The sequence below is a fragment of the Croceicoccus sp. BE223 genome, from assembly GCF_031457155.1.
Classification (GTDB): domain Bacteria; phylum Pseudomonadota; class Alphaproteobacteria; order Sphingomonadales; family Sphingomonadaceae; genus Croceicoccus.
In genome coordinates, this window is the sequence record NZ_JAVDWB010000003.1 from 314,590 (window position 1) to 327,182 (window position 12,593).

General features: G+C 66.4%; 14 protein-coding genes and 1 tRNA gene. 9 read left to right on the forward strand and 6 right to left on the reverse strand.

The window, feature by feature from the left end:
* Positions 1-74: 74 nt before the first annotated feature.
* Positions 75-1,826 carry a fatty acyl-AMP ligase gene (locus J2X37_RS09040; RefSeq protein WP_310020215.1) on the reverse strand — a complete coding sequence of 584 codons (1,752 nt, stop codon included), beginning with the start codon at positions 1,824-1,826 and terminating at the stop codon, positions 75-77.
* Between the two features lie 278 nt (positions 1,827-2,104).
* Between J2X37_RS09040 and J2X37_RS09045 the strand changes: the two genes are divergently transcribed.
* The 4 genes from J2X37_RS09045 (at position 2,105) to J2X37_RS09060 (ending at position 4,251) form a co-directional block, all read left to right on the forward strand.
* The gene (locus tag J2X37_RS09045; RefSeq protein ID WP_310020217.1) at positions 2,105-2,626 is read left to right on the forward strand and encodes a RecX family transcriptional regulator; all 522 of its coding nucleotides are present in this window, start codon (positions 2,105-2,107) and stop codon (positions 2,624-2,626) included.
* Positions 2,626-3,135 (forward strand): DUF192 domain-containing protein, encoded by a 510-nt coding sequence (locus tag J2X37_RS09050; RefSeq protein WP_310020219.1) that lies wholly within the window; start codon positions 2,626-2,628, stop codon positions 3,133-3,135. Before J2X37_RS09045 ends, J2X37_RS09050 begins: the two co-directional genes overlap by 1 nt.
* A 139-nt stretch (positions 3,136-3,274) precedes the next feature.
* Positions 3,275-3,673 (forward strand): NADH:ubiquinone oxidoreductase subunit NDUFA12, encoded by a 399-nt coding sequence (locus J2X37_RS09055; protein ID WP_310020221.1) that lies wholly within the window; start codon positions 3,275-3,277, stop codon positions 3,671-3,673.
* Positions 3,670-4,251, forward strand: a complete 582-nt coding sequence (locus tag J2X37_RS09060; RefSeq protein ID WP_310020223.1) for a DUF2155 domain-containing protein — start codon at positions 3,670-3,672, stop codon at positions 4,249-4,251. Before J2X37_RS09055 ends, J2X37_RS09060 begins: the two co-directional genes overlap by 4 nt.
* Here J2X37_RS09060 and aat read toward each other — a convergent pair.
* Complete coding sequence (gene aat, locus J2X37_RS09065; protein WP_310020225.1) at positions 4,143-4,883, reverse strand: leucyl/phenylalanyl-tRNA--protein transferase; 741 nt, start codon at positions 4,881-4,883, stop codon at positions 4,143-4,145. The genes J2X37_RS09060 and aat overlap by 109 nt on opposite strands.
* A gap of 152 nt (positions 4,884-5,035) precedes the next feature.
* Here aat and J2X37_RS09070 point away from each other — a divergent pair.
* Positions 5,036-5,111, forward strand: a tRNA-Trp gene (locus J2X37_RS09070).
* A gap of 626 nt (positions 5,112-5,737) precedes the next feature.
* Here J2X37_RS09070 and J2X37_RS09075 read toward each other — a convergent pair.
* Together J2X37_RS09075 and J2X37_RS09080 are read right to left on the reverse strand one after the other, a co-directional pair.
* A complete protein-coding gene (locus tag J2X37_RS09075; protein ID WP_310020228.1) occupies positions 5,738-6,046 on the reverse strand; it encodes an excalibur calcium-binding domain-containing protein in 309 nt (102 codons plus the stop codon).
* 2 nt (positions 6,047-6,048) lie between these two features.
* Positions 6,049-7,581, reverse strand: coding sequence for an alanine/glycine:cation symporter family protein (locus J2X37_RS09080; protein ID WP_310020230.1), 1,533 nt, complete (start codon positions 7,579-7,581; stop codon positions 6,049-6,051).
* 329 nt (positions 7,582-7,910) lie between these two features.
* On the opposite strand from J2X37_RS09080, the gene secE reads away from it, so the two are divergent.
* The 4 genes from secE to rplA all read left to right on the forward strand — a co-directional run bounded on the left by secE (position 7,911) and on the right by rplA (position 9,945).
* Entirely contained in the window at positions 7,911-8,105 is a 195-nt protein-coding gene (gene secE / locus J2X37_RS09085) for a preprotein translocase subunit SecE (protein ID WP_310020231.1), read from the forward strand.
* Positions 8,106-8,131: 26 nt separating this feature from the next.
* Positions 8,132-8,668: a transcription termination/antitermination protein NusG gene (gene nusG / locus J2X37_RS09090; RefSeq protein ID WP_310020234.1), complete on the forward strand. Its 537-nt coding sequence runs from the start codon at positions 8,132-8,134 to the stop codon at positions 8,666-8,668.
* A 142-nt stretch (positions 8,669-8,810) separates the two neighbouring features.
* Positions 8,811-9,242: a 50S ribosomal protein L11 gene (rplK, locus tag J2X37_RS09095; protein WP_310020236.1), complete on the forward strand. Its 432-nt coding sequence runs from the start codon at positions 8,811-8,813 to the stop codon at positions 9,240-9,242.
* Between the two features lie 4 nt (positions 9,243-9,246).
* The gene (rplA, locus tag J2X37_RS09100; protein ID WP_310020238.1) at positions 9,247-9,945 is read left to right on the forward strand and encodes a 50S ribosomal protein L1; all 699 of its coding nucleotides are present in this window, start codon (positions 9,247-9,249) and stop codon (positions 9,943-9,945) included.
* Positions 9,946-10,047: 102 nt separating this feature from the next.
* Here the strand turns inward: rplA and J2X37_RS09105 are convergent, their stop codons facing one another.
* Positions 10,048-11,103, reverse strand: a complete 1,056-nt coding sequence (locus J2X37_RS09105; RefSeq protein ID WP_310020241.1) for a PilZ domain-containing protein — start codon at positions 11,101-11,103, stop codon at positions 10,048-10,050.
* 73 nt (positions 11,104-11,176) lie between these two features.
* Positions 11,177-12,523 carry a Xaa-Pro aminopeptidase gene (locus J2X37_RS09110; protein WP_310020243.1) on the reverse strand — a complete coding sequence of 449 codons (1,347 nt, stop codon included), beginning with the start codon at positions 12,521-12,523 and terminating at the stop codon, positions 11,177-11,179.
* Positions 12,524-12,593: the final 70 nt, after the last annotated feature.

The following is a 12,593-nucleotide window of genomic DNA, read 5'->3' on the forward strand; positions in this document are numbered from 1 at the left end:
AGCTCCGATCGGTGCCGGTTCGAATTGGGGGAGACCCTGCTCGGGGCCTCCCTCCCCTCTCCAGCCGGTCGGGATCAGGCGGCGACCCGGTACGGTTCGATCTCGCCCGACAGATAAAGCTTCTTGGCCTTGGCGCGGCTCAGCTTGCCCGACGACGTGCGGGGCAGGGTGCGCGGCGGCACCAGTTCGACGACACAGTTCATGCCGGTGATCGAACGCACCTTGTCGCGGATCTGGTCGTGCAGCTTGATCCGTTCGATCGGGTCCGACACGCGGCAGTGGACCAGAACGGCGGGCACTTCCTCGCCGTTGTCGGCCTGAACGGCGAAGGCGGCGATGTCGCCCTGGTGGAAACCGGGGAGCTGTTCCACCGCCCACTCAATATCCTGCGGCCAGTGGTTCTTGCCGTTGATGATGATCATGTCCTTGGCGCGGCCGACGATGAACAGGTAACCGTCCACCATGTAGCCCATGTCTCCGGTGTCGAGCCAGCCGTCGACAAGGCACGCCTCGGTCGCCTCGGGATCGCGGAAGTAGGAGTGCATGACGCTCGGTCCCGCGCACCACACCTTGCCGATATGATGGTCAGGTAACGGGTGGCCGTCCTCGCCGTGGATGGCGAGTTCCATGTCCTTCACCGCCTTGCCGCAGTTGACGATGGCGCGGTAGCGGGCCGGGCGCGACAGGTCGCGCGGGGTGCCCGACAGGCGCTCTTCCTCGACCAGTTCGACGCGAATGCCTTCGCCCGGCGGCATGATGGTGACCGCCAGCGTCGCCTCGGCCAGGCCGTAGCTGGGGGTGAAAGCCTTGGCCTTGAAACCGGCATCGGCAAAGGCATCGACGAAGCACTGCATGACGTCGGGGCGGATCATGTCGGCCCCGTTGCCGGCCAGCCGCCAGCGCGACAGGTCGAAGCGTTCGGCAACGTTAGACTGGCTGGAAATGCGACGGGCGCAGATGTCGTAGCCGAAGGTCGGCGAGTACGAGATCGAGTTGCCCTTGTTCCGGCTGATGAGGTCGAGCCAGGCGAGCGGGCGGCGGGCAAAATCCTCGGTCTTGAGGTAGTCGCCCGAAACCTGGTTGGCGATCAGCGACAGGAAGCAACCGACGAGGCCCATGTCGTGATACCACGGCAGCCACGAGATGCAGCGGTCGTTCTCTCCCACGCACATCCCGTGCGAATGGGCGGCAAGGTTGGACATCAGCGCGCGGTGGGTTACCGCCACGCCGTGCGGAAACCGCGTGGAGCCGGACGAATACTGCAGGTAGCAGATGTCGTCGGGGCTGAGTTCGGGCAGCTCGCACTGGGCGGCCTCGCGCTGCGCGAAACTTTCCCAGTCGATGCCCTCGCACCCCTGGCGTTCGGCGGCGGCACCGGCCATCGCGGCGATTTCCGCCGGGTAGAGCAGCATTTTCGGATCGCTCGACTGCAATTGCACGGCAAGCTGGTCGATGTAGCTTTCCTTGCCGCCGAAGCTGGTCGGCAGCGGCAGCGGCACTGGCCAGGCGCCGGCATAGACCGCGCCGCAGAACAGCGCCGCGAAATCGGGTCCGGTCTCGGCAACGAGCGCGATGCGGTCCCCCGGCTGCACGCCGCTGGCGATCAGGCGGCGGGCCATGTCCAGCGCATCGTCGCGCAGCTCGGAATAGGGATAGACGCGGGCGAGGTTGCCGCGCGGATCGTGGAAGTTCAGGCCCCGCGCACCTTGCGCCGCGTAATCGACCGCATCGGCGAAAGTCGGAAAATCGGCGAGCCGCCGCGGCAGCGTGTCCGCGTTTGGCGTGGGATCAAGCGTGGCGCCGGCCGTTGTGGCGATCTGCGTCATGTAGCTGTTGCTTTCCCGTCAAGTTGCAAAAGAAGCCCGCTTTAGAAGCCCGACCCCTTAATCCGGCCTGACCGGACAGTTCAGGGGAAGGCTGCGATGCACGAGCCGCCTCGTCGAATACGTGAACCCAATGTGCCGAACAGATCCCGAAGGCCGTTTCCAATGTTACGAGACTGTGGCACGAATATGGCACGATGCGCGAGCGAGATGGCCGTTATCCCCCAAAAGCCCGGTCTGCAAGGGCTGCAAGGCCCCTGTCTACGGCTGCGCTGGAGGAGATGGCGCTCGCCTATGTCGCCCGTTTTGCCACCACCGCGCAGGGACTGGGCCGCTATTGCCGCCGCAAGTTGCGCGAACGCGGCTGGGAAGGGCGCGACGACGGGGTCGCCGCACCTGACGTCGATGCGCTTGTCGCCCGCTTCGTCGCCAACCGCTATGTCGACGACGGCGAGTTCGCGCGGGCGAGAACCGGCAGCCTGCTGCGGCGCGGTTATGGTCTGCGGCGGGTCGGCCAAGCGCTCGACACCGCAGGGGTCGACAAGGAGGACCGGGTCGAGGTGAGCGAGGCGCGGCTGCGCGAGGCGGCGCTGCGCCTTGCCGAAAAGCGGCGTTTCGGGCCGTTCGGAAGCGACGGTGCGCCGCCTGCCGACCGGGCGGTCCGCGAAAAGCAGGTCGCGGCGATGTTGCGCGCGGGCCATTCGCTCGATACGGCACGGCGCATGGTCGAAGCGGCAGACGCCGACACGGCGCGCGAATGGGTCGCTGCCGCCGAAGAAGAGACCGGTCGCGAGGATCGATGATGAACATCGCAAGGGTCGCAAGCCTTGCCCTGCTGTTGCTGCTGCCGGCCTGTGCGCCGGGATCGGGCGTGACCGCCGCAGCCGCGAGTGAGCGCGAAGCGAAGACGCACCCTGTTTCGGGATTGCCGCTGATCGCGGTGACCGTGGACACGGCGAACGGACCGCATCTATTCGTGTCCGAATACGCCAGCACGCCCGAAGAGCGCGAACGCGGCCTCATGTTCCGCACCGAACTGGGCGCGGACGAGGGGATGCTGTTCGACTTCACCACGACCGAAACGGTTCCGGTGCGCCGCAGCTTCTGGATGCGGAATACCTACATTCCGCTCGACATCATCTTCATCGCTGCCGACGGCACCATCGACACGATCGCGACAAATACCGTGCCCTATTCGTCGACGCCCATCCCGTCGAAGGGACCGGCGCCCTATGTCCTGGAGATCCCCGGCGGCCGGGCGGCAGAACTGCGCATCCGCGAGGGCGGCAAGGTGCGCTTCAAGCGGCCCTGACCGGAGCGACTTGCCGCCGGCGGTCGCAAGCGAAGCGACTATCGGCGCAAGGGTGGACGCTGCGTGGTTGCGGAAGGGGCCGGGTGGCGCTAATCGGCGGGCACGATGGACATGGTGGTACAATGAGCACGTGCGTTCAATGAGCATTCTGGGCAAGATCTTCACCTGGTGGGACGGTGCGACCGTCGGCACGTTGCTCGATAGCTGGAAGAACGGCGTCGAAGTCGGCACCGATGCCCAGGGCAACAGGTATTTCCGCGGCAAGAAGCCCAATTCGCTGGGCCAGGAACGTCGCTGGGTGATTTATTCTGGATCGAACGACGCCAGCCGCGTGCCCGCCGAATGGCACGGCTGGCTTCACGGCGCGTTCGACGACGTGCCCGAATCGAACCTGCCGCCGCCGCGCATCTGGGAAGTCGACTACACGCCCAACGCCACCGGCACCGCTGCGGCCTATCGCCCCGCCGGCGCGTTGGAAAAGGGCGGGGTGCGCGCCCGCGCCAGCGGCGATTACGAAGCCTGGTCGCCCGACCAGTGATTCGCGGTGTCCTGCTGCCCCTGGCAACGGCGCTCCTCCTCGCCGGCTGCGGCGGCGAGCCCCAGCCGGACGCGGCGGCCAAGGGCGTGAAGAAGGAGACCTCGGTCGCCAAGGCGCCAGGCAATCAGAAGCTGAATGCCGAAGCCGAGCCGGTGATCGGCGAGGACGGGCTGCCGCAGGGCACGCCGCTGAACGAGCGGGTCGCGACGCTGGGCCTGCTCAACAAGCGCAACAACCTGACTCAGGACATCGAGCTGAAGCCCGGTGAGCAGAAGCGCGTAGACGATGTCCTCGTCAGGCTCGACACGTGCGAGCGCCGCCCGCCGTGGGACCCGGAGCCGGAAGAGGGCGCCTTCGTCCAGGTCTTCGTGACGCCCGACGGCGAGCGGTCGAGGCCAACCTGGAACCGGATCTTCTCCGGCTGGCTGTTCCTCAACAGCCCGTCACTGAACGTGGTCGAGCATCCGATCTACGATGTCTGGATCAAGGACTGCGCGATGACCTTCCCCGGCGAGGAGGAAGCATCGAGGTCCGACGCGGACAGCAAGGACGCAAAGCCTTCGGGCAACGCGACGTAAGGGTCTTCGGCCTTCGGGCGGCAGGCCTGTTGGACGAGTTCGAGATAGCGCGCCTGCGGCAGATCGACCGCGCCCAGCGAAGCGAGGTGCGAGGTCATGAACTGGCAGTCGAGCAGTTCCATCCGCGCCGCCCGCATCGCCGCGACCAGCCAGCATAGCGCGACCTTCGACGCATCCGATTCCACGCTGAACATCGATTCGCCGCAGAACACCCGGTCGAACTCCACCCCGTAGAGCCCGCCGACGAGCCGTCCTTCGCGCCAGCATTCGATCGAATGGGCATGACCCAGCTTGTGCAGCAGGACATAGCTGGCGGTGATCCGGTTGCTGATCCAGCTTTCCGACACGTCGGCTTCCTCGCCGTCGCGCGGGGCGGCGCATCCGGCGATCACCTGTTCGAAGGCGCGGTTGCAGGTCACCTCGAACCTGTCGCGGCGCAGCGTCTTGATGAGAGAGCGCGACAGTTGCAGCCCGCCCAGCGGGATGATCGCCCGTTCGCGCGGCTCGATCCACATGATCTCGGGGTCGTCGCGAGTTTCGGCCATCGGAAAGATGCCGGACCGGTAGGCGAGCAGCAGAAGCTCCGGGTCGATGACGGGCTGCGTGTCGGCAGGGGGCTGGGGCTTCGACATCGTCGCCGAACTTTGCCTTCGTTCGCGCCGATTGTCACGCGGACCTTGATCTCGTGGCGCTCGACCGATCCGGTCCCGCAAGGTTTGCCGGAAAAGCGGCGAAGAGACGCTTGTCAGCCAGCGTTGAGGGCGATAGAGGGCGCATCACCTGCAGGAGTGTAGCTCAGTTGGTAGAGCATCGGTCTCCAAAACCGAGGGCCGCGGGTTCGAATCCTGCCACTCCTGCCATTTCCCCGACACCGCCGCATTCGTGAAAAAGAGGATCTGCGTGCCAGATCCTGCAGCGCAGCGTTTGCGCGTCCGGGAACAGATACGCGCCCCAATGCTTGGGATTGCCTTTGATCGAAGCAGATCAGTGGCCCGCCTGCGCACCTACCGAAGGGCAGCCACCCAGCGCCGCTCCACTGGCCGATCCGGTCGCCGATCCACCGAATGCCGTGGCGCGGTCCAGTGCGATTCCGGCCGTGGTCGTAACGCTGGTCGTCGCGGCCTTGCCCTTGGTGCGGGCGGTTTCTTCTACGGCCTAACGTCGGCTGCGCTGACCGCCGCGTCTGACTTCGTCTTCGGTGCAAGGGTAGCGCCGGGCGCGTCCTGCGCCTGCGCCGCGACCGGGATCGCGGCTATGGCAAGAGGGGTGAGGCTAATCCTGCCCGCGTCATGTGCTTTCCCGTGTCGCGAGTCGCACCGCGGGGCGGGGAGGGGGAGGGGATGAAAACCGCCCCGCGGTACGCCACGGCAATTCGGCGTTAGGCGGGTGAATTGCAGATTAACCGGGTGCCGAATGCGGGGCGGATCGAATGGCCCGATGCGCCGGGCCGAGTGCCCGGAAAAGAACGAAGGTTGCCTTGCCTGGCTCAGCGATGGACTTCGCAGGCGACACCGTCGCCGTCGCGATCGAGGCCCGCCCGATATCCCGGTTCGTCGCGGCGAAGCGGCGCGCGTCCGGCGGCGCGCACTTCCGCGCAGGTCGGATAATAGCCCCCTTGTGCCGAAACCACGGGCGGCTGGGTCGAAGCCCTTTGTCCGTGACAATGACGCAGGCCGGTTCGCTTCTCGACATGGCACCCCGCCGCATCGACGCCGCCGCCATGCGGCAGGACTGGCGCGGCTCCGGCCAAGAGCACAAGAAGGGCAGCACCCCGGCCGAAACGCCGCCCGCTCATGTTCAGTATTCGTTCGGCTCTTCGTCGGTCACCTTCAGGTGATCCTTGCCGGCCCGGCGCTCGCCCTTGGCCAGGCGGAACACGACGCCCGACAACAGCGCCAGCGCCAGCAGGTTGGGCAGCGCCATCGTCGCGTTCGCGATATCGCCCAGCCGCCAGACCAGCGTCAGATCCTGCGACGAACCGATGAAGATCACCAGGCACCACAGTACGCGCCAGCCGACCAGCATCGCCTTTTCCCCGCGCCGGTCGCTGCCGGGAAATCGGTCGTAGAGAAAGGTGATCGCCCGTTCGCCGTAATAGCTCCAGGTCAGCAGGGTGGTGAAAACGAACAGGATCAGCGCGATCGATGCGACGAGTGTTCCGGCCGGGATCGTTCCGATCGCCATGGGGAAGGCCGCGGCAAAGGCGCCCGAGGTCATCGCAAAGCCCTGCAGGTCGGATTGCCAGGCGTGCTTGACCGCCGTGCCGGCGCCGGTGAAATCACCCTCCACCGTCAGGATGACGAGCGCCGTCATCGTGCAGATGACGATGGTGTCGATGAAGGTGCCCAGCATCGCCATCCGGCCCTGCTGCTGCGGATCGTCGGTTTGCGCCACGGCGTGGGCGATGGGGGTCGAACCCTGGCCCGCCTCGTTCGAGAAGAGGCCGCGCGCAACGCCCGCCCGGATGGCGAGGGCAATCGCCGCTCCCACGAAACCGCCGCTCGCCGCCTGCGGGTTGAAGGCGCCTTCGAAGATGCGAGTGAAAGTCTCGGGAATGTCCTGGATGTTGAGGAGGATCGCGAGGATCGCCATCGCAACATAGGCGATGGCCATGATCGGGACGATCTTTTCCGCGACGTTGCCGATCGACCGGATGCCGCCGATGATCACCACGAAAACGGCGATCGCGGTGATCAGGCCGCCCAGCCATTCCTCTATGCCGAACATCTCGTTGAGACCGTCTGCCACCGCGTTCGCCTGAATCGAGTTGCCGGTGACCAGCGCCGAGAACAGCGTTCCGATGCAGAACAGCACCGCCAGCCAGGTCCATTTCGGTCCCAACCCGATCATGATGTAGCTCATCGGACCGCCGCGATAGGCGCCTTCGCTGGTCGTCTCGCGGTAGCGGATGGCCAGCGAGCCCTCGGCAAAGGCCAGTGCCATGCCGATCAGCGCGGTGATCCACATCCAGAAGATCGCGCCCGGCCCGCCCAGCGAGATCGCGGTCGCCACCCCGGCCAGGTTACCGGTGCCGACCTGCCCCGACAGCGCGGTCGACAGGGCGGCAAAGGGGCTGATCTCGCCAGCGCCCTGGCCCTTGCGCCCGCGGAAAAGGCCGGCGAAGGCGGGAAACAGGTTGCGCAGCGGATAGAACCGCAGGCCGACCATGAACCACAGGCCGACGCCGAGCAGGATCAGCGTCATCGGTGGTACCGGCTGCCCGCCGACGGCCAGCACCGCCTCGCCGTGCCATGTGCCGCCCCAGATGAAGTCGGACACGTTGGTGACATGGTCGATCAGGCCGTTTCCGCCCGGCGTTGCTGCGCTCATCAGGTTTCCCATCGTGTCTGCTGGTGGCGACAGGGCTAACCCGAAGCGACGCGCATGGAAAGCGCCGGGCGCCGACCGTGCACGGTTCGGCGCGTGGCCGCCGCCCGGCTGAAGCGCATCGCCCCTTGCACGCGGGCGATCTGCGCACTATTGGCAGCAGCGTAATTCCGACATCGGAAAATTGGACGCCGTCTCCCAGCCTCGCTCGGAGCGGCGATGGACCAATGCCGAAACCCGTTTTCGCGGGGAGCGGCGCTTCCGATGCCGAAAGCCGCGGAGCCAGCTTCACGGCATCATCAGATCACGCTTTTGAAGGCGAAGAGGACGATATGGCCAAGACCAGCCCCGGAGAGTTCATCCGCCAGGTTCGCGCGGAAGGGTCCAAGGTCGTCTGGCCGACCCGGCAGGAGACGATCAGCACGGCGATCTTCGTCGGCATCATGATGCTGATCCTGTCGATCTTCTTCCTTGGCATCGACACCGTCTTCGGTGCAGCCATGCAGTGGCTTCTGTCGCTCGCCTGATCGCATAGGACAACAGGACAAAGAACATGGCTCGCTGGTACATCATCCACGCCTACTCCGGCTTCGAGAACAAGGTGAAGGAAGCCATCCTCGCCGAGGCGGAGCGCACCGGGCTCGAGGCGCTGGTCGAACAGATCGAGGTGCCGGCCGAGACCGTCACCGAAGTGAAGCGCGGCAAGAAGGTGCAGACCGAGCGCAAGACGATGCCGGGCTACGTCCTCGCCAAGCTGGCGATGAACGACGATATCTACCACCTCGTCAAGAACACGCCCAAGGTCACCGGCTTCCTCGGCAACGGCGGCAAGCCGCAGGCGATCTCGGAGCGCGAGGCGGCCCGCTACTTCGGCCAGCGCGACGAACTGGCCGCGCAGCCCAAGCGCGAAGTCAGCGTCGACTACGAGATCGGCGATTCGGTGAAGGTGCTCGATGGCCCCTTCGCCAGCTTCAACGGCGTGGTCGAGGAACTCGACTTCGACAAGAACAAGGTCAAGGTCGGCGTGTCGATCTTCGGCCGCGCAACCCCGGTCGAGCTGGACTTCGAGCAGGTCGAACTCGTCAAGTAAGTTGCATTGGGGCGCGCCCGTCGCTATGGGCGCGCCTTCCCATTCTTGGGAACCCGTGCGGGAGGCGGCTTCGGCCGCTGTCTGACCGCTTATCATGAGGGTGCGCCGCAAGGCCTGCCCGACAGTGTGAAAGGAGGCCGTCATGGCCAAGAAGATCGAGGGCTACATCAAGCTCCAGGTGCCTGCGGGCGCCGCCAATCCGTCGCCGCCGATCGGCCCCGCGCTGGGCCAGCGCGGCGTCAACATCATGGAATTCTGCAAGCAGTTCAACGCTGCCACGCAGGAGCTCGAGAAGAGCATGCCGATCCCGACGGTCATCACCGTCTATGCCGATCGCAGCTTCACCTTCATCACCAAGACGCCGCCGGCGTCGTTCCTGCTGAAGAAGGCCGCGAACCTTAAGTCGGGCTCGAAGGAGCCGGGCAAGGTCTCGGCCGGAACGATCAAGCGCAGCGCCGTGCAGCAGATCGCCGAAACCAAGATGGCCGATCTCAACGCCAACGACATCGATCAGGCGATGAAGATCATCGAAGGCTCCGCCCGCTCGATGGGCCTCGAAGTGGTGGAGGGCTGAACCGATGGCAAAGCAGACCAAGAAGCAGAAGGCGCTCGCCGGCAAGCTCGACGCGGAAAAGCTCTACAGCCTCAATGAAGCGCTGCAGACCCTGCGCGACCTGAAGAGCGCGAAGTTCGACGAGACCTTCGAGATCGCGATGAACCTGGGCGTCGATCCGCGCCACGCCGACCAGATGGTCCGCGGCATGGTGTCGCTGCCTTCGGGCACCGGCAAGGACGTTCGCGTCGCCGTCTTCGCCCGTGGCGACAACGCCGAGAAGGCGCTGGCCGCCGGTGCCGACAAGGTCGGTGCCGAGGACCTGATGGAAGACATGCAGAACGGCAACCTCGATTATGACCGCGTCATCGCGACGCCGGACATGATGGGCGTCGTCGGCCGCCTCGGCAAGGTGCTGGGCCCCAAGGGCCTGATGCCGAACCCGAAGCTGGGCACCGTCACCCCGAACGTCGAACAGGCGATCAAGGACGCCAAGGGCGGCCAGGTCGAGTTCCGCGTCGAGAAGCAGGGCATCATCCACTCGGGTCTCGGCAAGCTGTCGTTCTCCGACGATGCGCTGAAGGCGAACTTCGACGCCTTCGTCGATGCGATCGTCAAGGCGAAGCCGTCGGGCGCCAAGGGCAAGTATGTCCGCAAGATCACGGTGACGAGCTCGATGGGCCCAGGCCTGAAGATCGACACCGCCGAGATCGCCGGCGCCTGATTGCCGCGATCGCGGACCGCTTCGAACAGGAGCGGACGATCATGAAAAAAGGGCCGCGAGCACCATGCTCGCGGCCCTTTTTGCGTGGGCAGCGTCGAGCCGTCAGGGCCGGTAGGCGAGGTCCATCTCGATCCCCGCGGCCGTGACCCGCACGCTGATCGCGGCAAAATCGCAGGCCCTGGCCGCTTCCAGCAAGGCCGCGAAGCGTTCCAGGTGCTCGCTCGGCATGTCGGACAGCGCGGTCAGCCCCTCGGGCGCGCAGTCGAGCTCGGTCAGGAAGGCATCCGCGTCGGGCTCCGACGGTTCGTCGTGGTGTGATCGGGTTTCGGCTTGGGCCACCGGCCAAGGCAAGTCCCCGTCATCGTCCGCAGCCGGCTCCGGCCACTTAGCGGCAGCTTCGGTGCCCGGAATGTCCGGATCGGCATCAGGCACCGGGACATATACCTCAACGGGCGAAGTGGCCGCCCGGAGCACGTCGTCGCCGATGCGAAGCACCCGGATGCCGAGGCCCTGGCCGTTGTTCCAGCGCACTTCGCCGTGCACGATCTCGTTGTCGGGAAAGACGATACTGACCGGCGATCCCGGCGCGATGTTCGCGTTGGCGAGCCCCAGGCGCATGCCATCGTTCGAGAAGTCGGCGATGCGCACCTCGACCGGGTCTCCCCCGGTGCCCAGCATCATCGCCGGATCGTTGGCGGCGATCCTCAGGCTGGCGCGGCGCTCGGCCTCCGGATCGCGGGCGTGGATGGGAACGACCTTGTCCTCGATTGCAGGCTCCGCTTCTTCGGTATGGCTCGCCTTGGCCGGCGCGATCGCATCGTTGTGAAGCGCCCTCAGTTCAGCGCGATAGGGATCGAGCGGGGTGAGGCGATGCTGGCCGAGCAGGACGTTGAACGCGACCCCGGTCAGCGGCGTGTCGAATTCCAGCCCGGCCTCCCGGCCCAGTTTCAGCCAGCGCACGGTCGCGGGGATCGGGCCGACATTGCCGATGCGAAGCGTCAGCGCCTCGCCGCGAGAGAGATTGCGCGGAATGTCGATCAGGCGGCAGCCGAGCGGCGTCAGGTCGACCACCGACGCGGTCTGGGCCAGGCCGGGCCCGCGCCGGAAGCTGCCTTGCGCCTCGACCCCCAGCCGATCGGCCTGCCGCGAATTCACCATGCCCTGTCCTCGATATGCGCCCGCGAAGAGCCATAGGGAGGTTAGGTTAACGGCCGGTAAGCAGGCCAAGGGGTCAGCGAGCCATCAGCGCTTCGATCGCCGCGGCATCGCGCGGGACGCCGGTGCTCATGTGCTCTGCCCCGCCGCGGGTGATGAGGTAGTCGTCCTCGATCCGGACGCCGAAGCCGCGCTCGGGCAGGTAGATGCCCGGCTCGATGGTAACCACCGCGTTTTCGGGCAGCGGCGCGCGGACGTCGCCGACATCGTGGACGTCGAGCCCGACGAAATGCCCGAGGCTGTGCCAGAAGGCGTCGCCGTTGCCCGATGCGTCGATGACCTTTTCCGCCGCATCCTGCGCCGCGGTATAGGGCACACCCGCCTTCAGCGCCCGCTGCCCCGCGTTCTGCGCCGCCAGCACGGTGTCGTAGATGCGCCGCTGCTCGTCGGTGAAGCGGCCGTTGGCGGGGAAGGAACGGGTGATGTCGGCCGAATAGCCGCCGACATGCGCGCCCACGTCGCACAGCACCATGTCGCCATCGCGGATGACCCCGTCGTTGCCGTCGTAGTGCAGCACCGCGCTGGCCCGGCCGGTGGCGGTGATCGACTGGAAGCCCAGACCGTCGCCGCCGTTGGCGCGGAAGGCGTTCTCGATGATCGCCTTCAGCTCGCGCTCGGTCATGCCGACGCGGACCTGTTGCATCGCGGCCATCAGACCGGCCTCGGTCGCGGCGATCGCTTTGCGGATGTGCGCGATCTCGCGCGGCTCCTTCTGCACCCGCATGTCGCGGATCATCGTGGCGGAATTGACCGTCACCACGCCCGGATTGCGCTGCGCGATCTTGCCGTAGAGCTCGAGCGCGGCGGGCACCGGCGCATTGGGCGAAACGACGGGGCCGAGGAAGTGCATCTTGCCCGAACGTCCGGCGAGCGAGCTGGTCATGCCGGGAAGCGAACCGCTGCGATAGACCTTGTCGAAGCCTGTCCGCCGTTCCAGTTCCGCGCCGGTCGAAAGGCGCACGCCTTCCCAGCGTTCGCTCTCGTCATCGCGGGGGCGCAAGAACAGGTATTCGCGCACGCCGCTTTCGGACGGGGCCAGCAGCAGGGCCGCGCCCACTTCGTCCTGGATGCCGGTGAGGTATTCGAAGTCGTCGTCCTGGCTCGAAAGCGGGTCGAGCACGCCTTCGGGCTGCGAGGTGGCCGAATAGACCACGCCGACGCCGCCGCCCATCTTCGCCATCAGTTTCGCGCGCCGTTCGCGATAGACGTCGGGCGCGAAGGGGAAGGTGCGCGAGGGCGAGCCGAAGAGGGCAGGCCCGGCCATCCCGTCCTGCGCCCGCGCCGGAGCGGCGAGCGGCACCATGCCGAGTGCGGCGGGGGCGGTGGCGGCGAGGCCACCGAGGAACGTGCGACGATCGGTCATGGGAAATCCTGCGCGGCGGTAAGGTCAGGCAGGATGATTACAGAGGAAACCGCTTTTGACGCAAGGGCCG

Coding starts and splice junctions, on each gene's coding strand:
- aat (WP_310020225.1), bottom strand. CDS start 4,883: ATGTCGAAGCCCCAGCCCCCTGCCGACACGCAGCCCGTCATCGACCCG.
- rplA (WP_310020238.1), top strand. CDS start 9,247: ATGGCAAAGCAGACCAAGAAGCAGAAGGCGCTCGCCGGCAAGCTCGAC.
- J2X37_RS09040 (WP_310020215.1), bottom strand. CDS start 1,826: ATGACGCAGATCGCCACAACGGCCGGCGCCACGCTTGATCCCACGCCA.
- nusG (WP_310020234.1), top strand. CDS start 8,132: ATGGCTCGCTGGTACATCATCCACGCCTACTCCGGCTTCGAGAACAAG.
- J2X37_RS09045 (WP_310020217.1), top strand. CDS start 2,105: ATGGCGCTCGCCTATGTCGCCCGTTTTGCCACCACCGCGCAGGGACTG.
- rplK (WP_310020236.1), top strand. CDS start 8,811: ATGGCCAAGAAGATCGAGGGCTACATCAAGCTCCAGGTGCCTGCGGGC.
- J2X37_RS09050 (WP_310020219.1), top strand. CDS start 2,626: ATGAACATCGCAAGGGTCGCAAGCCTTGCCCTGCTGTTGCTGCTGCCG.
- J2X37_RS09105 (WP_310020241.1), bottom strand. CDS start 11,103: ATGGTGAATTCGCGGCAGGCCGATCGGCTGGGGGTCGAGGCGCAAGGC.
- J2X37_RS09055 (WP_310020221.1), top strand. CDS start 3,275: ATGAGCATTCTGGGCAAGATCTTCACCTGGTGGGACGGTGCGACCGTC.
- J2X37_RS09110 (WP_310020243.1), bottom strand. CDS start 12,523: ATGACCGATCGTCGCACGTTCCTCGGTGGCCTCGCCGCCACCGCCCCC.
- J2X37_RS09080 (WP_310020230.1), bottom strand. CDS start 7,581: ATGAGCGCAGCAACGCCGGGCGGAAACGGCCTGATCGACCATGTCACC.
- J2X37_RS09075 (WP_310020228.1), bottom strand. CDS start 6,046: ATGAGCGGGCGGCGTTTCGGCCGGGGTGCTGCCCTTCTTGTGCTCTTG.
- secE (WP_310020231.1), top strand. CDS start 7,911: ATGGCCAAGACCAGCCCCGGAGAGTTCATCCGCCAGGTTCGCGCGGAA.